The organism is Streptomyces sp. NPDC056452 (genome assembly GCF_042796085.1).
Taxonomy (GTDB): Bacteria; Actinomycetota; Actinomycetes; order Streptomycetales; family Streptomycetaceae; genus Streptomyces.
The window spans coordinates 135,028-150,484 of sequence record NZ_JBHTRI010000012.1 but is presented as its reverse complement, the minus strand read 5'-3'; the positions used below and the strand labels follow the sequence as shown (position 1 = coordinate 150,484).

At 66.9% G+C, this 15,457-nt stretch carries 12 protein-coding genes and 1 pseudogene; 6 read left to right on the top strand and 7 right to left on the bottom strand.

All coding sequences use genetic code 11. From position 1 onward, the window contains the following. Positions 1-316: 316 nt before the first annotated feature. Positions 317-610, bottom strand: a complete 294-nt coding sequence (locus ACFQ6X_RS14765) for a hypothetical protein (protein WP_383181236.1) — start codon at positions 608-610, stop codon at positions 317-319. Positions 611-1,058: 448 nt separating this feature from the next. On the opposite strand from ACFQ6X_RS14765, the gene ACFQ6X_RS14760 reads away from it, so the two are divergent. After that, positions 1,059-1,451 carry a VOC family protein gene (locus tag ACFQ6X_RS14760; RefSeq protein WP_383181233.1) on the top strand — a complete coding sequence of 131 codons (393 nt, stop codon included), beginning with the start codon at positions 1,059-1,061 and terminating at the stop codon, positions 1,449-1,451. A gap of 79 nt (positions 1,452-1,530) precedes the next feature. Here ACFQ6X_RS14760 and ACFQ6X_RS14755 read toward each other — a convergent pair. Next, a pseudogene (locus tag ACFQ6X_RS14755) lies at positions 1,531-2,017 on the bottom strand (transposase family protein); the annotation flags it as partial. Positions 2,018-2,124: 107 nt separating this feature from the next. Beyond that, positions 2,125-3,270 (bottom strand): SMI1/KNR4 family protein, encoded by a 1,146-nt coding sequence (locus tag ACFQ6X_RS14750; RefSeq protein WP_383181230.1) that lies wholly within the window; start codon positions 3,268-3,270, stop codon positions 2,125-2,127. Positions 3,271-4,211: 941 nt separating this feature from the next. Here ACFQ6X_RS14750 and ACFQ6X_RS14745 point away from each other — a divergent pair. Further along, a complete protein-coding gene (locus ACFQ6X_RS14745) occupies positions 4,212-4,934 on the top strand; it encodes a hypothetical protein (RefSeq protein ID WP_383181227.1) in 723 nt (240 codons plus the stop codon). Positions 4,935-5,053: 119 nt separating this feature from the next. On the opposite strand, the gene ACFQ6X_RS14740 is transcribed toward ACFQ6X_RS14745, so the two are convergent. Next, positions 5,054-6,019, bottom strand: coding sequence for a pentapeptide repeat-containing protein (locus ACFQ6X_RS14740; protein WP_383181224.1), 966 nt, complete (start codon positions 6,017-6,019; stop codon positions 5,054-5,056). Between the two features lie 320 nt (positions 6,020-6,339). Then, positions 6,340-7,167 carry a class I SAM-dependent methyltransferase gene (locus ACFQ6X_RS14735; protein WP_383181221.1) on the bottom strand — a complete coding sequence of 276 codons (828 nt, stop codon included), beginning with the start codon at positions 7,165-7,167 and terminating at the stop codon, positions 6,340-6,342. Positions 7,168-7,347: 180 nt separating this feature from the next. On the opposite strand from ACFQ6X_RS14735, the gene ACFQ6X_RS14730 reads away from it, so the two are divergent. From ACFQ6X_RS14730 to ACFQ6X_RS14715, 4 genes are all read left to right on the top strand, one after another. Continuing rightward, on the top strand, positions 7,348-8,043 hold the full coding sequence (locus tag ACFQ6X_RS14730; protein WP_383181218.1) for a winged helix-turn-helix transcriptional regulator: 696 nt from the start codon (positions 7,348-7,350) through the stop codon (positions 8,041-8,043). Between the two features lie 116 nt (positions 8,044-8,159). Next, complete coding sequence (locus ACFQ6X_RS14725) at positions 8,160-8,786, top strand: SMI1/KNR4 family protein (RefSeq protein WP_383181215.1); 627 nt, start codon at positions 8,160-8,162, stop codon at positions 8,784-8,786. Between the two features lie 175 nt (positions 8,787-8,961). Beyond that, entirely contained in the window at positions 8,962-9,450 is a 489-nt protein-coding gene (locus ACFQ6X_RS14720; protein ID WP_383181212.1) for a hypothetical protein, read from the top strand. A 77-nt stretch (positions 9,451-9,527) separates the two neighbouring features. Then, positions 9,528-10,025: an AAA family ATPase gene (locus ACFQ6X_RS14715; RefSeq protein ID WP_383181210.1), complete on the top strand. Its 498-nt coding sequence runs from the start codon at positions 9,528-9,530 to the stop codon at positions 10,023-10,025. A gap of 286 nt (positions 10,026-10,311) precedes the next feature. On the opposite strand, the gene ACFQ6X_RS14710 is transcribed toward ACFQ6X_RS14715, so the two are convergent. Then, entirely contained in the window at positions 10,312-12,486 is a 2,175-nt protein-coding gene (locus ACFQ6X_RS14710) for a discoidin domain-containing protein (RefSeq protein ID WP_383181207.1), read from the bottom strand. Positions 12,487-12,706: 220 nt separating this feature from the next. Continuing rightward, positions 12,707-14,896: a discoidin domain-containing protein gene (locus tag ACFQ6X_RS14705; RefSeq protein WP_383181204.1), complete on the bottom strand. Its 2,190-nt coding sequence runs from the start codon at positions 14,894-14,896 to the stop codon at positions 12,707-12,709. Between the last annotated feature and the right edge of the window lie 561 nt (positions 14,897-15,457).

Below are 15,457 nucleotides of genomic sequence, written 5' to 3'. Positions count from 1 at the left end.
GGCTCGGGGGCCCGGGTGAAGGGTCGCCGGGCAGGCTCGTGGTGGTCTGCGGGGCACACCGCGCACGGAGCAGGACTGGTGGGGCTCCCGAGGGCTCGTCGCGTCTTCCAGGTACGCGAGAGGCAGCAGGAAATGGCGCCCCGTGCGAGGAGCACCTGACGGCCGCCGCCCCTTGGACAGTTCGCGAGTTCCACCCAGGGCCCGAGGCCTTGCTCGCGTCACGTGCGCGGGCGTGTCCATGTCCCCGAACCACCCGCCGCCAAGTGGTGGGTGCAGGTACCACGAAGCCAAAGCCGGCGGGTGGCCGATCGGGGCGTCAGAGGATGAAGACGCTCCCGGCAGTCTCGGAGTGGTACGTCTTGCCCGGATAGACGAGTTCCTCCACCAGCCCCGTGCACTTCGGGCCGGAGTGCACCTCGGCGATGGCATCGGTGTGGTTGGTCACCGACGACGGGTACCAGGTGATGGAGTAGCAGCCGGACGGGTCCTTGTACTCACCACCGTTGATGATCAGCACACCTTCGGCTGCGTATGCGGAACTTGGGACGGTGAGGGCCAGCGCTGCGGCGGCCGCGAGCGCCCCCAGGGTTGTGGCCATGCGTCGCTTCATGCGCGTCGTTCCTTTCGATGCCGCGAGCCGCCTCTGCAACGCCCCGCTGTCATCACGCAAAGTATCGACAATCCAACGGCTGGTGAATATGGCAACGCCTCCCAGAAGCCGGCAAGTTGCGTACAAGCCGGACTTTGTGAGTTCGCTGCCCCTCTTGATGACCTGCTGGCTCAATCGAAGTGGCGCCCGTCGTCGGGCGCGGGAGCCGACCACCATCGCACGAGGGCACCTGGCAGCAGTGCCCACAAGTCCAGGAACAAGAACCCTGACGGCTATGGCAGCATCGGCAGTACGGAGCCGGGCCACGCCTGCCGGCACCGCCTCGTCGTTCCCTGCGCCGAATGTGCCGGCTCATGATCGAGGGCGTCGCTGCGGGACACTGACTTGGCGTCAACCCGTCTCCCATGCTTCCTTTGGAATCGATCACCTCTCGACAGGGCGAGGCCACATGGTGCACGTGCTGAGCAGTAGAACCCTCCTTCGGCCCACCGATCCCGAGCGCTCGCGGGACTTCTACGGGACGAAGCTGGGGCTCGAGGTCTACAGGGAGTTCGGCACCGGGCCCGAGCGGGGCACCGTCTACTTTCTCGGCGGTGGCTTCCTCGAGGTTTCGGGCCGCTGCGACACCCCACCGTCCCCAGGCATGGAACTGTGGCTACAGGTCGGAAACGCACAGGTGGCTTACGAGCAGCTCGCCCGGCAGGGTGTCGAGATGCTACGGCCGCCCGAAAGAGAGCCCTGGGGACTGATCGAGATGTGGGCCGCCGATCCGGACGGCGTAAAGATCTACATCGTCGAAGTGCCCAAGGATCACCCGATGCGCTACCGGCCGGGCATTTAGGCACGGGCTTTTCGGCCTGGCGCCGGCGTGTGGTGAAGGGCAGACAACGCCTGGTGAGGATGAAGCTCACTGAGCTTCTTCAGCGGTGCCGCTCCAGTGTGAGGATGGCCTTGGCGATTGACGTCATGCGGTTGGGGCTGCATCGGGACCTACGGAAGATTCGCCAGGACCTCAGCCTCGCGACACCGCGCTCGACGGGTGCTCGTGCCGCGGCCAGTGCTTGATTGAGACTCTTCTCGGGTGGGGGTGAGTTCCTGCAGGGGTCTGCGTTTGATGCCGGTCGTCAGCCATGGGCCAGCACCTTGGTAGGCGAGATCGGCCACGATGGCAACGCCCTGGCGCTCGCAAATCCGGATGATTCGGTGGGTGCGAGCGGCGGTCAGGTCGTGGGCGCGCCCCGGCAGAGCGGGCGAGAGCCACAGCAGCCGGCCGCCCGGGTCGGTGACGCCCTGCACGTTTACGCCGTGGCGCCGGTGCTTGGCGGAGCAGTCGGCCCGGCCGTCGCCGACCCGGTCGCACTCAACGAGGGTGCCGTCCAACAGGACGAAGTCCGGTTCGTTCTCCCGCCCGAGGGCCTCGCTCGTTGCGCTTCACGATCCATCACTGTGACTGAGCGCTTCATCTGCCGGTATCCACCACATGAAGCGCTCACGCGGAACCGAAACCCCTGGGGTCAGTCCTGATCTTGGGGGTACTGAGCTGCGTACCAACTGGAGTCGATGGCGGGGTTACGCAGAGCTCCCCAGAAGCGCTCGTCAGGTATCGGCGGCAGCGGAGGATTGCCCAGGTCCGCATGCAGATCCGCACGCCAGTCGACAGTGAAATGACTGCGGATTTCCGCGCTCTCGCACACGGACCTGTAGGGGGACCCCCAGATCCCGAGGGCTATCTTCTCCGCGGCCCACCTGAGAGTGACGTCTCGGCCGGTGTTGGCCTGCACGAGCACCGCGCGGAGTCGCAAAGCGAGCGGCCCGGTCCGGTCCGGCCGCGGTGGAGCCACACCGCACTCCCACGCATCCAGGGCTGACTTGACCTCCGGGTACTTGTTCAGACCCGATTCGACTGCCAGTCTGCGCACCTGCTTCCGCGCGGCCTCAACCACCTGCTCATACGGGAGGATCGCGATCAGTGCACCGAGTTCCTCATGCCCGTCCAGGTAGCTCGCGTGGAAGAGGTCGGTGGGACCGTGGGACAGGTCCAGCTCCGGCAACTTCTCATCCGGCGCGGGAAGGGGATCGTCGGCACTGCACTCCGGCCTGGGAGCCAGAGGCCCCTCCCAGAACAGCCGGCCGTTGAACGTGACGACACCACCGTCCTTGCCGCGCTCAAGCTTGCCGGCCAATTCGGCCAGATACCCACCCAGCGAGTCGGCCTGTCCGAAACTGGTGCCGGTCTCGTCGAAGAACCGCCCGATCGCACCGAAGGAGTCCCGCCCAGTACGGCAATCCACCAGGAGACCGTCCGACGTCACGTCATAGGAACCGAACTTGACGTAGCTGCGAAGCCAGTAGCCCTCGACCTCCCCGTCGATGCCTTGGTCAAAGCCACGCATGAACCCGGTATCCCCGAGGATCCCGCTCACTCCGAGCAGCCGGTCGCCCGTGCTGAACCGGAAAGCCTCAGGCCCCTCCAGCGCCCCGTTGTGTCGGAGGAGTGAAGCGACCAGGTCCGGAGGAAAGGTGACACCCAGTTCCTCTTGCGCTGCCGCGATCTCCTCGTCCCTGGCGGGCGGCCGAAGCGTGGCGAAAGTGCGGGGCGCGTGCTCGCGCAACCACGCGTCGATGCGAGTCCACGAGGCATGGACCAGGTCTGCTGTCATAGGGCCGACCCTAGAGTCAGCCACTGACAACAGCCGGATCGTCGCTCATCGGCCCTGCCCGCCGTGTTGGCGTTCTGGCCGACACATTCGAGTGAACCCTTGTCCCGGCTCACCCAGCTGCCAGCACCGAACGCTGCAGCCACCCACTCAAGGGCTCACTCGCCAAGTGAAGCGCTCAGTCACAATCACCCGATCGGTGGCCAACTCGAAGAAGCTCACTGCTCGACGGAACGCGTGACCCGACCACCCTTCGCATCAGTGCAGCCGGTAGGGGTCGCGGTGATCTGCCGACCGGAAGTGGGCTCGCAATGCGGCGGATCTCCTCTGCCGGACACGCAGCACAGCCCACGACCACGATCTGATCACCTTGAGGAACTCAGAAGGGTTCAGATTGAACAACTTTTGGCCGATCGGCTTTGTCCGGAGTGAGTGTGCACCCGAGTTGCGAAATGCGGTGCGGGAGCCAAAAGTGGTTATGACCTGCATGCGCCCGTTGAGCTGTGATTCTCCGGTGACCTCGGGCCGACACAAGCACATCCGAGGCAGAAGAGCACGTCCCGAGAGCATCTGGAGCCGTCATGGCCAAAACCTCCCGGCGACAAATCTCCCGCATCATTGGCGCGTCCTGCTTGGCTGTCACCTTTGTCCTGCCGGGTGTTTTCGCGTCCGCGGCAGCACCTGATCGCGTAGCTGGTGCCACGACCGCAACCACGCCAGAACCCCCGACGCCGAACCCCCGGACGCCGGAGACGCCCCCGCCTGGGGACACGCAGCCGAATACTCCCCCGTCTCCCGACGCGCCTCCATCTGCCGACACGTCGGCGCCGCCCGACACGTCAGCGCCGTCGGACTCGCCTCCCCCGGACACGTCGCCTCTTCCGAAAGAGCCCGGGGAGCTGAAGGCGGAGGTGGAGGCACGGATAGCCCAAGCTCCGAAGGAGGTGAAGCAGGAGGTGAAGGAGGTGCTGACCAAAATGATGAACCTCCTGGATGACCCGAAGGCGACGCCGGAGGATCGAGCCACGTACATGAACATCACGGGAGGGCTTACCTCCACACTGACAGCGATCCAGGATCCGGATGTCACGCCGGAGGACCGGGCCGCGTACATAGGGCTCGTGAAGGCGATGAATGGCGCGGTGATAGCAACCCTGGCCCCGTCGCCGCCACAGTCACATGCGTCGCAGATGCCCAAGAAGCGGGCCTTGAGGGCCGTGGGGGAGAACAGCGCGGGGCTGAGGGAATTCCACTCCCAGCAATCTGCGCCGGAGGATCCGAAGGATCGAAAGAAGATTCAGAAGAAGATCGAGGAAACCTTCAAGGCGTTTCAGACCGCCCAAGATCCGAATGCCTCACCAAAAGAGAAGAAGGACGCGCTCAGGAAGGTGAAGCAGCAGATCGAAGCCCTCAAGAGTTCCGAGTACCTGGAATTGATGAAGGAGATCAAGCGCTACAAGCCGTCGGCGACATGTGCCGAGACAGTCGAGAACCGAACCCGTCAGGTCGGTTGGTCGGACGGATCCCTCTGGGGTCTGTCGGGTTCGGCGTGCGCTGCGACGGTGGCTGCGGGTGCCAGTCAGGAAAGAACAGAGTGGCATGCACTGTTCGCCTGCGTGCAACGGAACCCGTTCTCTTCGTGTGTCGACCACGTACCCGGTGACTGACAGAGCGACGCCTGAAGCCGACTACCCCTGGTCCGGCTTCGAGGGGAACGGTCTTCGGCGTCATGTTCGCCGTCGGACACGTCCTCTCCCAGGAATCCCTCATGCGGACGACCGTGGCCTCAGCGCTGCGACGGCGGCAGCCCGAGAACTCCCTTCAGCTTCGCACCCGAGAAGCGGGCGCCGGTCACGTCCGCGCCGGTGAGGTCCGCGCCGGTCAGGTCAGCCTTGCTCAGGTTCGCGCGCGTCAGGTTCGCTCCGGTCAGGTCGGCCTCCCTCAGGTTCGCTCCTGTCAGGTCGGCCTCCTTCAGGGTCGCGTAGGGGAGACGAGCGCCAACCAGCTCCGCGCCGTTCAGACTCGCCCGGGTGAGGATTGCGTAGGTCAGGAAGGCTCCGTTCAGCTTCACGCCTGTGAGGCGCGCGTCAGCCATTTCGGCGCTGTTCAACCATGCCTCGTTCAGATTCGCGCCGGTGAGGTCCGCACCGGCCAGGAAAGCGCCCGATAAACGCGCGTCGGTCAGAATTGAGGTGCGGAGGATGGCGTTGGTCAGGTCCGCTCCGTCAAGGTTGGCACCCCTCAAATTTGCGCCGGTCAGGTCCGACTCCTGGAAATCCATCGAAGCGAACTTGCTGCCGCCCTGCGCGGACCTCAGCCCCTTCAGATCGGTACGACTCACATCGAGCCCGAATGCCTCGGCGACACCGAGCGGCCGTTTGGCCAAGACGTTCATCACCGCCTCGATATCCGTGGGGGGAACCTCTGGCGAGGTGGTCTGCTGTCTTTTGGCATCTGCCCCTGAAAGGGGGGCATGCTGCCGTACGTACGCGGTCAGGACCGAGACGACCGTGGGGTGGTCGCGGACGGAGTCCTGCATGATGCGTTCCAGACCGTAGATTCCCCCCAGGCGCACATCCACGGAATCGGATCCCAGGTTGGTGACGGCCGCGTTGAACCGGTTGGTGATCTGTCCCTGCTCACTGATACGAAGTTCCTTGCTGGCCTGCCCTACCTGCATCCAGGTGAACAGCAGCGCGGCCAGCGCAGCCAGTCCCGGCAGGCTGACCACCACCAAGCCGAACCAGTCCATGGTGCTGCGAGCCTTGGGACTGCTCGCCCGGACGTTACGTCTTGCTTTCCGACGGTGTCGCTGCGCGGCACGCCGGTGTGCAATCCGCCGGAGCTTTCCGACACCAAGATCTTTCGTCACCCTCCCCATGGCACGCCATCGAGTCGGGTCACCCATGAAGCCACACCGCCGGGGCACACGAACGGGCGCGCACAAGCCGTAACGTGCGGCCGGAACCGCGATGCACTGCGGAACCACCGGCCCTGACCGTCACGGGAGCGGGGTGCCCCTGTCGTGGCCCGCTCGCAGCCCTGGAGCGCGTCCGTGCCGCACGCCGTTCCTCAGTCGCGCCTGCGGGCCGTGACCACCAGGTACTCCCACTCCATACCGCCTTCGCCCGCCTTCTCGGCGAGGCTGTCGAGATCGGCGTCCAGCGCGGCGACACGGCCGGGGTCGTCAGCGATGTTCCGATAGGTGGCAATGGTCGGACCGTAGTTGGCCTTGAAGTACTCACGGAAGTCCGCCGGCTTCCCGAAGCGGCCGATCCGTACAGTCCGCCGGTGCGCCTCGACGTCGGTCACCCGGTCGCCGAGAAGGCCACGGACGTGTTCCTCCCGGCCCCACAGCGGCGGGGGCTGCGCGCCGGGCGGAGGTGCGGGTGCGAACGGCTTCATGGTGGCGAACATCTGGCCGATGAATCCCTCCGGAGTCCAGTTGAGCAGGCCGATCGTCCCGCCCGGGCGGCAGACACGGATCAGCTCATCGGCGCTGACCTGGTGATGCGGGGCGAACATGATCCCCACGCACGACATGACGGTGTCGAACTCTCCGTCGCGGAACGGGAGAGCTTCCGCGTCGGCCTCACGCCACTCCACCTCCGCGCCCCGCTCGGCAGCAAGCTTGCGCCCGGACTCGAGGAGCTCGGGCGTGAGATCACCGGCCACGACGCTCGCCCCTGCCAGCGCTGCCGGAATCGCGGCGTTACCGGACCCGGCCGCGATGTCCAGGACGCGCTGACCGCTGCGAATGCCGCATGCCTGGACCAGATCGGGTCCGAGGTCCGGGATGAGCTGGGTGGCCACGGCCGTGTAGTCGCCCAGGGCCCACATCTTGCGGTGTTTCGTCTTGAGTGCGCGATCGGCCTCGACTGCGTCGATTGCTTCGGTCATGACAGCTCGCCTCCGGATTCCGTGGCCCTGCGGGATCGTCCCCGCCCCCGCAGAAACAAGGCTAGGAAGGTTCGTGTGCCTGTTCCAGTACGGGATCTGTACCGGAGCCCGCTCCGCCGGTGTCCGTATCTTCGTCCCCGGTCGGTGGCCGAGCCCTCACCAGGGTCCTAGCCTGCACCTATGGGGTCTTCGTACTACCAGTTCTGCCCGGTCGCAAAAGCGATGGAGCTGCTCGACGAACGCTGGACACTGCTCATCGTGCGCGAGCTGGTGACGGGGACCGAGCACTTCAACGACCTGCGGCGGGGTGTGCCGCGGATGTCGCCCACGCTGTTGTCCAAGCGACTGCAGCAGCTCGTACGCGCCGGAATCGCGGAAAGACGGTCCGAGGGCCATCAGGTGCGCTACGTCCTGACCCCGGCGGGGCATGAGCTCCGGCCGGTGGTCGAGGCACTCAGTGTCTGGGGCATCCGGTGGATCGGTGAGCTCGGCGACGCGGATCTCGACCCCAAGTTGCTGATGTGGGACATGCACCGGCGTATCGACCACGATGTCGTCCCGGCCGGGCGCACCGTGGTCCGGTTCGTGTTCTCGGATGTGGCCGCGAACGCCCGCCACTGGTGGCTGGTGATCACCGCTGCCCAAGCCGACGTCTGCGATGTGGATCCAGGCTTCGATGTGACGGTCACTGTCTCCGCGAGCCTGCGTCACATGGTCGAGATCTGGCGCGGCGATCTGGGATGGACCGCTGCTCTGCGCTCCGGGGCCGTGGCGGTACAGGGCCCGGAGACGCTGCGCCGAGCGGTTCCCGACTGGTTCACCCTGCCGCCCTTCGCCTCCGTGCCGCGGCCTGCTGACGAACTGCCCCAGGGGTGACGTCGAGCCGTACTCAACTCTCCACGGTGCTGAGCCGAGATGACGCAGAACGCACGGTGCGACGTGGCAGCACCAACCTGCTTGTCCAACGGATCGCTCGGTCTAACCTCACCCACATGACGACCGACTGGACAGCGGAAGTGCGACGCATGGCCCGGGGGCGGCGCTTTGACGAGCTCAGCTCTCCCCTCTCGAGGCAGTGTGCCTGCCCGGCGGCGCCGTTGTCCGAAGCGGAGATCTGCGAAGCGGAGGCGGAGCTGGGCATCACCTTCCCGGATGAGTACCGCGCGTACCTGCTCCGGCAGGACGCCGGCGGCGCGGTGAACCGCCTACACCGATCCGCGGCAGGCTGGGGGTGGCAGGGGGACTCGCATACCAACTACGACCTGCTGACCAGCGCCTTCCCCCATCCCGACTCCTACCGTGCTTACGAGGACGAGCTGGACGCGCGCGAGCCGCAGGCGGAGGACTTCCCGGACCACGACGCCTACCGGGCGGCAAGTGAGCAGTGGGACGCCGAATACGAGGTGCTCCAGGAGCGCAAGACATCCGGCGCTGTATTCATCCAGGACAACGGCTGCGGCTTCTCGACCCTGCTCGTGGTCGCCGGTCCGCGCCGCGGCTCTCTGTGGTTCGACGCCAGGGCCACCTGCGACCTGATCCTGCCGATGAACCTGCGTGGTCAGCCCGTGTCGTTCACGGACTGGCTGGCCCGAAGGTCCATGGATCTGGTCGGGTGGTGAACCCTGCGGGGCCGACACCCGGCGAGGACGGTGTCGGCAGCACCGGCAACAGAACTACCGCACCCATCCACCCCTCAGGACGCTCGGGTGCTGAGGACCAGAGTCAGGATCCCGCTTGTCAGTGGCCGTTGGGATACTCGGTGGACACGGAGCACACCCAGGAGGACCCAGCCCCATGAGCGACCAGCAGCAGGCACCGACCGCCGCCGAGCTTCACGAGGTGATGCGTGAACTGCACACGGTGCAGGGGCGGGTGCAAGAAACCTATGCGCGGCTGTGGTCCGCTCCGGAGACGCACGATGTCGCCTACCAGTTGGAGGACGCGGCGGGAGACATCCGTCGGGCATGGGAGGCGCTGGAGCGCATTTCAGGCAGCTTCGTCCGCGTCTACGTCATTCCTGGAACCGAAAGCCTGTGCGGAGTTCCCTGGGGTGTCTGCCCGGACCACGGGAATACCCTCCGTGTGAGCGGCGACGGTTCCTGGTGCACGGTCGCGGGCTGCTCGCGGAAGTGGAGTCATGACAAGCTTGACGGCACGTGCTCCGAGCCCGTGAGCCACGAGGTCACGGGCGTGAGTGAAAAGCCGTTTCTGGCCTGCCCGGCACACGCGATGGACGCGGAGAAGCGGTTCCGGGGCCGCGCCGTCGCCATAGGTTCCGCCTGACTGCGACCTGAGGGATCGGCCACCGGGCCTTCCAAGCCGTGTACGGACAATGGATCTCCAGCGCGTGATCTCCACGCGTGCTCGACGGGACAGAGGTGATCATGGACGGCCGTCGACCAAGACTGGTACTCCTCTGTGGTCTTCCCGGCGCCGGGAAGACCACCGTGGCCAGGAGTCTGGAGCGCGAGCTGTCCGCCGTGCGCCTGTGCCCGGACGAGTGGCTTGCCGAGCTCGGTCTCGACCTCTTCGACGGTGAGGCTCGGGACCGCATCGAACGGCGCCTGTGGCAGCACGCCCAGGATCTGCTGGCCTCCGGAGTCGTTGTGATCTTGGAGAATGGGTTCTGGCAGCGTCCGGAACGCGATGAGAAGCGGCTCCGGGCGCGCGCGCTCGGGGCCGAGGTCGAACTGCGTTACCTCGACGTTCCGACAGCGGAACTGGAGCGGCGCATCGCTCTCCGGAACCAGGAGCCCGGCTCGGTCGTGCTGACCACCGAGCTGCTCAGAGAGTGCCTGGCTCAGTTCGAGGCCCCGACCCGGGCCGAGCTCGAGCTGTTCGATCCGCCCCTGGCCTAAGGGCTGTCCCGCAATCCCTGGTGGATCAGCGCGCGGCGTCAGATGCGGTGCATCGCAAGGCGGAGGGACGCTCGCATACTGGATGCATTCGGGCGTTCCGACAACGCGGCGAGGTGCCGTAGCTGTCGTCGTGCGCCCGCGAGGGATTGCGGGACAGCCCTTAGACGGGGTTTGCCGGTCACAACCACCCGAGACGGGGGCGCGTACGCGTGAGGGCAGGGCACGGCCGCCCCGTGGTGGCGACGGTCGGGCCCTGCCGGTCATACGACACGCTGCAGCGCGGTGATCAGCTGTAGACGCCGAACTCGTGCAGCGAGTAGCCCCAGTCCGTACCTCGTGCCTTCAGCTGGAGACGTACGTGCCGGGCGGTGGTGGGGGCGTCGATCGTGTCGATGTCCCCGTTGCCCGCCGTGGTCGTATGGATGGTGCGCCAGTTGGTGCCGTCGTCGGAGACCTGCGCGTCGTAGGACTTGGCGTAGGCGGGGTCCCAGACCAGCTGGATCTTGCGGAACGCGGTCGGCGCCCCGAGATCGACCTGGATCCACTGGGGGTCGCTCCAGTCGCTGGCCCAGCGCGTCTCCGTCTTCCCGTCCGTCGCGAGGGCGGCCGGGCACGGGCAGTCACCGTAGGACGCCTGGGAGGAGGAGGCGGTGGTGGTCTTGTTCAGCGCGACGTTGGTGCCGTCGACGGGGGGTGCGACGACCTTGACCGACTTCGTGTCGATCCCGGCGTTGCCGCGACCGTCCTCGGCTTGGATGTACACCTTCCACACGCCGAGCTTCTCGGGCGCGGTGACGGCGAAAGTGCCGTTGCCGGTGGACCGCCACTGGGCCTCGACGAGCCGCTTGTCGCCGCTGGCGTAGTTGCCGCTGAGGAAGATCTTGTAGGTCACCGGGTCGCCATCAGGGTCCCGTACGTCCGCACGGACGGTGAACTCCTTGCCCGCCGGAGCGGCGGATGCCGGCGTGACACCCATGTTGGTGATGACGGGCGGTGTGTTGTTGCCGCTGGTCGACCCGGCGTACGCCTTCTTCACCGCGTAGTACGACAGGCGCTTCAGGCCGTCGGGCAACAGGTTGAACCAGACGCCGCCGAAGTCGTGCTCCAGTCCGTAGTGGAACAGCGTGGCACCGAGCGCTACTCCCTGGTGTCCGGTGACGCAGCCCCACGCCTTGGTGTAGCCGTCGGCCTTCTGTACGTCGGTGGGCTCGTCGGGTACGCCGTTGGCGTCGTCCGGGACCTCCCACTCGCCGGCCGGTCCGCCCTCGGTGATGATGTAGGGCTTGGTGTAGCCGCCCTGCTCCCAGGCGCCGCGGACACCGCAGATGTCGCCGTAGGAGTTCATCGAGTAGAGGTCGAGGTCGGGCGCGTTGCGCTTGTAGTAGGGCCAGGCACCCGTCCACGCGTCGGTGGAGGTGACCGGGTGGTCCGCGTCGATGGAGTGGATCTTCTTGGCGACGTCGTTGACGAAGGATGTGTAGGCGTTGCGCTGGTTCTCCAGCTCGGTGCCGCTGTAGCAGTTCTGGAGGCCGAGCACCGATTCGTTGCCGACGTTCCACATCAGGACACCGGGATGGCTCTTGTAGGCCTCGACCCACTTGGCGAACTCGGTGAGCGAGTTGCTCTTGTACGCCGTGTCGGTGACGTAGTTGACGCAGCCGCCACTGCCGGGGCCGCCGCCGGGCTGGAGCCAGAAGCCGCTGACGACCCGGATGCCGTTGGCGGCCGCCTCGTCGAGCAGGGGCTTGGTCGTGCCGTCGGTACCCCAGGTCCGGATGGTGTTCACGCCCATGGACTTCAGGTCGGGCATGTAGCGGGCCGCGTCAGCGACGGACGGGCCCCAGGTGAGCCCCTTGACCTGGTAGGGCTTGCCGCCGACGGTGAGCTGCCAGTTGCCCTGCGAGCCGGTCACGGCGACCGCGCCCCCGCCGGCGGGCGGCGGACCGTCGCCGTTGCCGTAGACCTGGAACTCCCACAGCGAGTAGCCGTAACCACCGGTTCGAGCGGTACCGAGCATCCGGACGTACCGGCCGGACCCGGAGACGGCTACGTCGTCGGTGCCGCCGTCACTTCCGGTGACCGTCTTCAGGACGCGCCAGTCGGTGCCGTTGTCGGAGACCTGGAGTTCGTAGTTCTTGGCGTGCGCCGCTTCCCAGGTGAGTACGACTCGGCTCACGTCCTGCTTGCTGCCGAGGTCGACCTGGATCCACTGGGGGTCGCTCCACTGGCTGGCCCAGCGGGTGCCGGTGAGATTGCCGTCCACCGCTGCTGACGCCCCGTACGCCTCGCCCTCCTGGGACGAGGCCGTGGCAGGTCTGCCCTGGGACAGCAAGGTCTCGGCGGCCTGGGCGGGAGGGGATGCGGTGAGGGTGAGTGACGACGCGATCAGCGCGCCGAGGGCTATGAGGGGTACGCCGGCGCGGCGGCGTACCGTCGCCGGGTGTGAGAAGAGTTTTGACACATCGACTCCTGACAGGTCGGGGGTTCCGGGTGGCGGGAGGTACGTAGATCCCCGAGCCACCCGGCGTGTGGGAGGTCTGCCCGCGCGTTCCGCAGGGCGGGACATCTGACTTCTCGCGCGTGTCCGTGCGCCCCTCCGGGCCGGGTAGCGGGGATGGCCCCGGCCCGGAGGGCGTTGCGTCCGGTCCGCTCCGGTGGGACCGGGGCGGACCAGTGGGTCATCAGGGGTAGGAGACCACGGTCGACGGGATCGTCGAGGTGCCCGAGGTGGGCGACCCGGTGTCGTTGATGACGTGGTTGTAGTGGCCGTTGCCGCCGAGGGAGACCACCAGCAGGCTGTGGAACCTGACGCCGGGCTTCACAGGGGCCTTGAAGCCGTGGTCCTGACGGATCGTCGGATCGACGTTGTAGTTGGAGTAGCTGCCCATCCCCCAGCCCTCGTGGGTGTTCACGGAGTCGTCGACCCGGTAGGCGGCGTAGCCCTTGGTGTCGCCGTTCTGGATGGCGGCCTGGTTGGGTGCGTCGTACGCCTTCTCGTTCTGGTAGAAGATCGTCTTGCCCCTCTCCCCGTACCACTCGACGTCGTACTTGTTGAAGTGCTCGACGAACAGGCCGGTCGCCAGTACGTCGTCGCCGTTGACCCGTACGCCGTAGTCGGCGCGGTTGGTCTCCCAGCCCACGCCCTCACCGTGGTCGGCACGCCACACCCAGGTGTGGTCGATGATCACGTCGTCGCTGTTGACGAGGATGCTGGTCGTCGCCTTGCCGGGGCCGGCGCCACCGACGCGGACGTAGACGTCCTGGACGGTGGTGGGGTTGGCGGCGTGGTCGGCGGAGGCTCCCTGTCCGCCGATCTCCAGCAGGGTCGGCGAGTTGACCGGTCCGGCGTCGATGAGGAAGCCGGCGAGCTTCACGCCGTCGACGTCGGCGACCTTCATGGCGGTCACACCGTTGTCGGGGATGATGGTGGCGAGCCCGAGGCCCAGGACGACGGTGTCGGCCCGGTTCACGTTGATGGTCCGGTCGACGTGGTAGATGCCGGGGGTGAAGAGCAGGTTGAGCCCCTGCTCCAGGGCCGCGTTGATCGTCGCGGCGGTGGCCCCGGGCTTGACGACGTAGAACTTGCTCAGCGGGATGGACGTCCCCTGCGGGGTGCCGTTGGCCCAGGTGGTGCCGCGCGCATTGGTCCGCTTGGCCGGCGCGAAGACCTTGTACTCGTTGCCGTCCAGGTAGAGGAAGGGCTTCTCGCGCGAGGTGGGGGTCGTGTCGAGCGTGGTGTACCGGGGCTCGGGGAAGCTGTTGGCGGGAGCGCCCTCGACGCCCGAGAAGGTCATGTTCCACACACCGTTGGTCCAGCCGCCGATGCTGCTGTCGCGGGTGTACCACTGCTGCTGGGAGTAGGGGCCGACCTGGCCGTCGATCTTGCTGTCGGCGATGTAGCCGCCGCTGGCCCAGCCGTAGCCGTTCGGGGCGAGGTTCAGGTCGCCCTTCACGTGCATCCGGCGGAACGAGGCGGCCTGGGAGACGGCCCAGCGGTTGGTGCCGCTGACCGGGTTGAGGGCCAGGTTCTCGGCCGAACGCCAGAAGTTCTGGGTGGCGTTGCCGTTGAACCAGCCGGCGTCCACGGTCACATCACCGTTGAAGGTGGTGTCGTCCGGCTTCAGGCCGAGACCTGCGATCTGGGTGTAGAAGCCGATCTGCGCGTTGATGTTGCTGTACGTGCCCGGCTTGAAGAAGAAGGCATGCCGGCCGCTGCCGAACTGGGCCGACTCCTGCTCGCTGAAGACCTGGTCCAGCTTGGCCTGGATGCCCGGCGTGGACGGGTCGAAGACGTGGACGTTCGGGCCGAGGTCTCCCCCGCCGGGAATGACCGGTCCCGTACCGCCGTCGGTGCTGCCGAAGACCTTGAACTCCCAGAGTGAGTAGCCGTATCCGGTGGCGCGTGCGGTTCCGAGCATGCGGACGAAGCGCGCGGTCCCCGAGACGTCGACCGTCTCGGTGCCGCCGGCTCCGGTGGTCGTGGAGTAGGCGGTCGACCAGTCGGTGCCGTTCGAGGACACCTCGATGCGGTAGGTCTTCGCGTAGGCGGCCTCCCAGCTCAACTCGACCCGGTCGAGGGCGGCGGGGGCACCGAGGTCGACGCTCAGCCACTGGGGGTCGGAGGCAGCACTCGACCAGCGGGTGCCGGGATCACCGTCGACGGCACTGCCGGCAGGCGTGCCGTAGTGCTCCTGGCTGGATGCTGTCGCCTGCCTGCCCTGCGACAGCAGCACGGGCGCCGCGTCGGCCTCCGTGGCGGGTGTCAGAGCAAGGAGAGCGGCGGCCAATGCAGTGACCACTGCTCCGACGAGTCCCTTGCGGGCAGTTCTGGGCGGCGGTGCCGCTATGGGGTGTATGCCAACTGCGGGCATCAGGGGGCTCCTTGAAGAAACGAACCGGCGGGAGAGCGCTCTCCGGAACCTTGCCGCGCCCTACCTGCGCGGTCAAGAACCCTGACACGACTTTTCTTTTGCCTTTTATTAAGACGGGATCTTTGACGGTCTGCGGGACGGGCCGCCGTTGCCGGCCACGCCATGAGTCCGGCGCTCCGCGGTGGGCGGACGCCCCCGATCCCGTACGCAACTATGGGCTGTACGAGACGAGTACGCCCCGACACACGCGACATGGAGGTCCGCCATCCGCCTCCTGCCGGACCGGGGCCCCAGCCCGTCGCCCGGCGGGCAGCAGCGCAGTCGTCGCGCGACCGATCAGCTCCGCCTCGACGGCGGTCGCGCCGAACGGTTCACCCCTGGTTCGACCCTGGCTCGCCCCGGAACGGCCCCTGACAACGGCACCGGGCGGCCGCCAGTGCACCTAGCCTGCTGAGGCAGCCCCGGCCGGGTTCGCACATTCATGAGCACGTCTCTCACTCCCCGTTCCGTCAGGAGGACGATTCATGCTGTCCAGAGGCAGGTCCGCGCTACGGCGCGTCG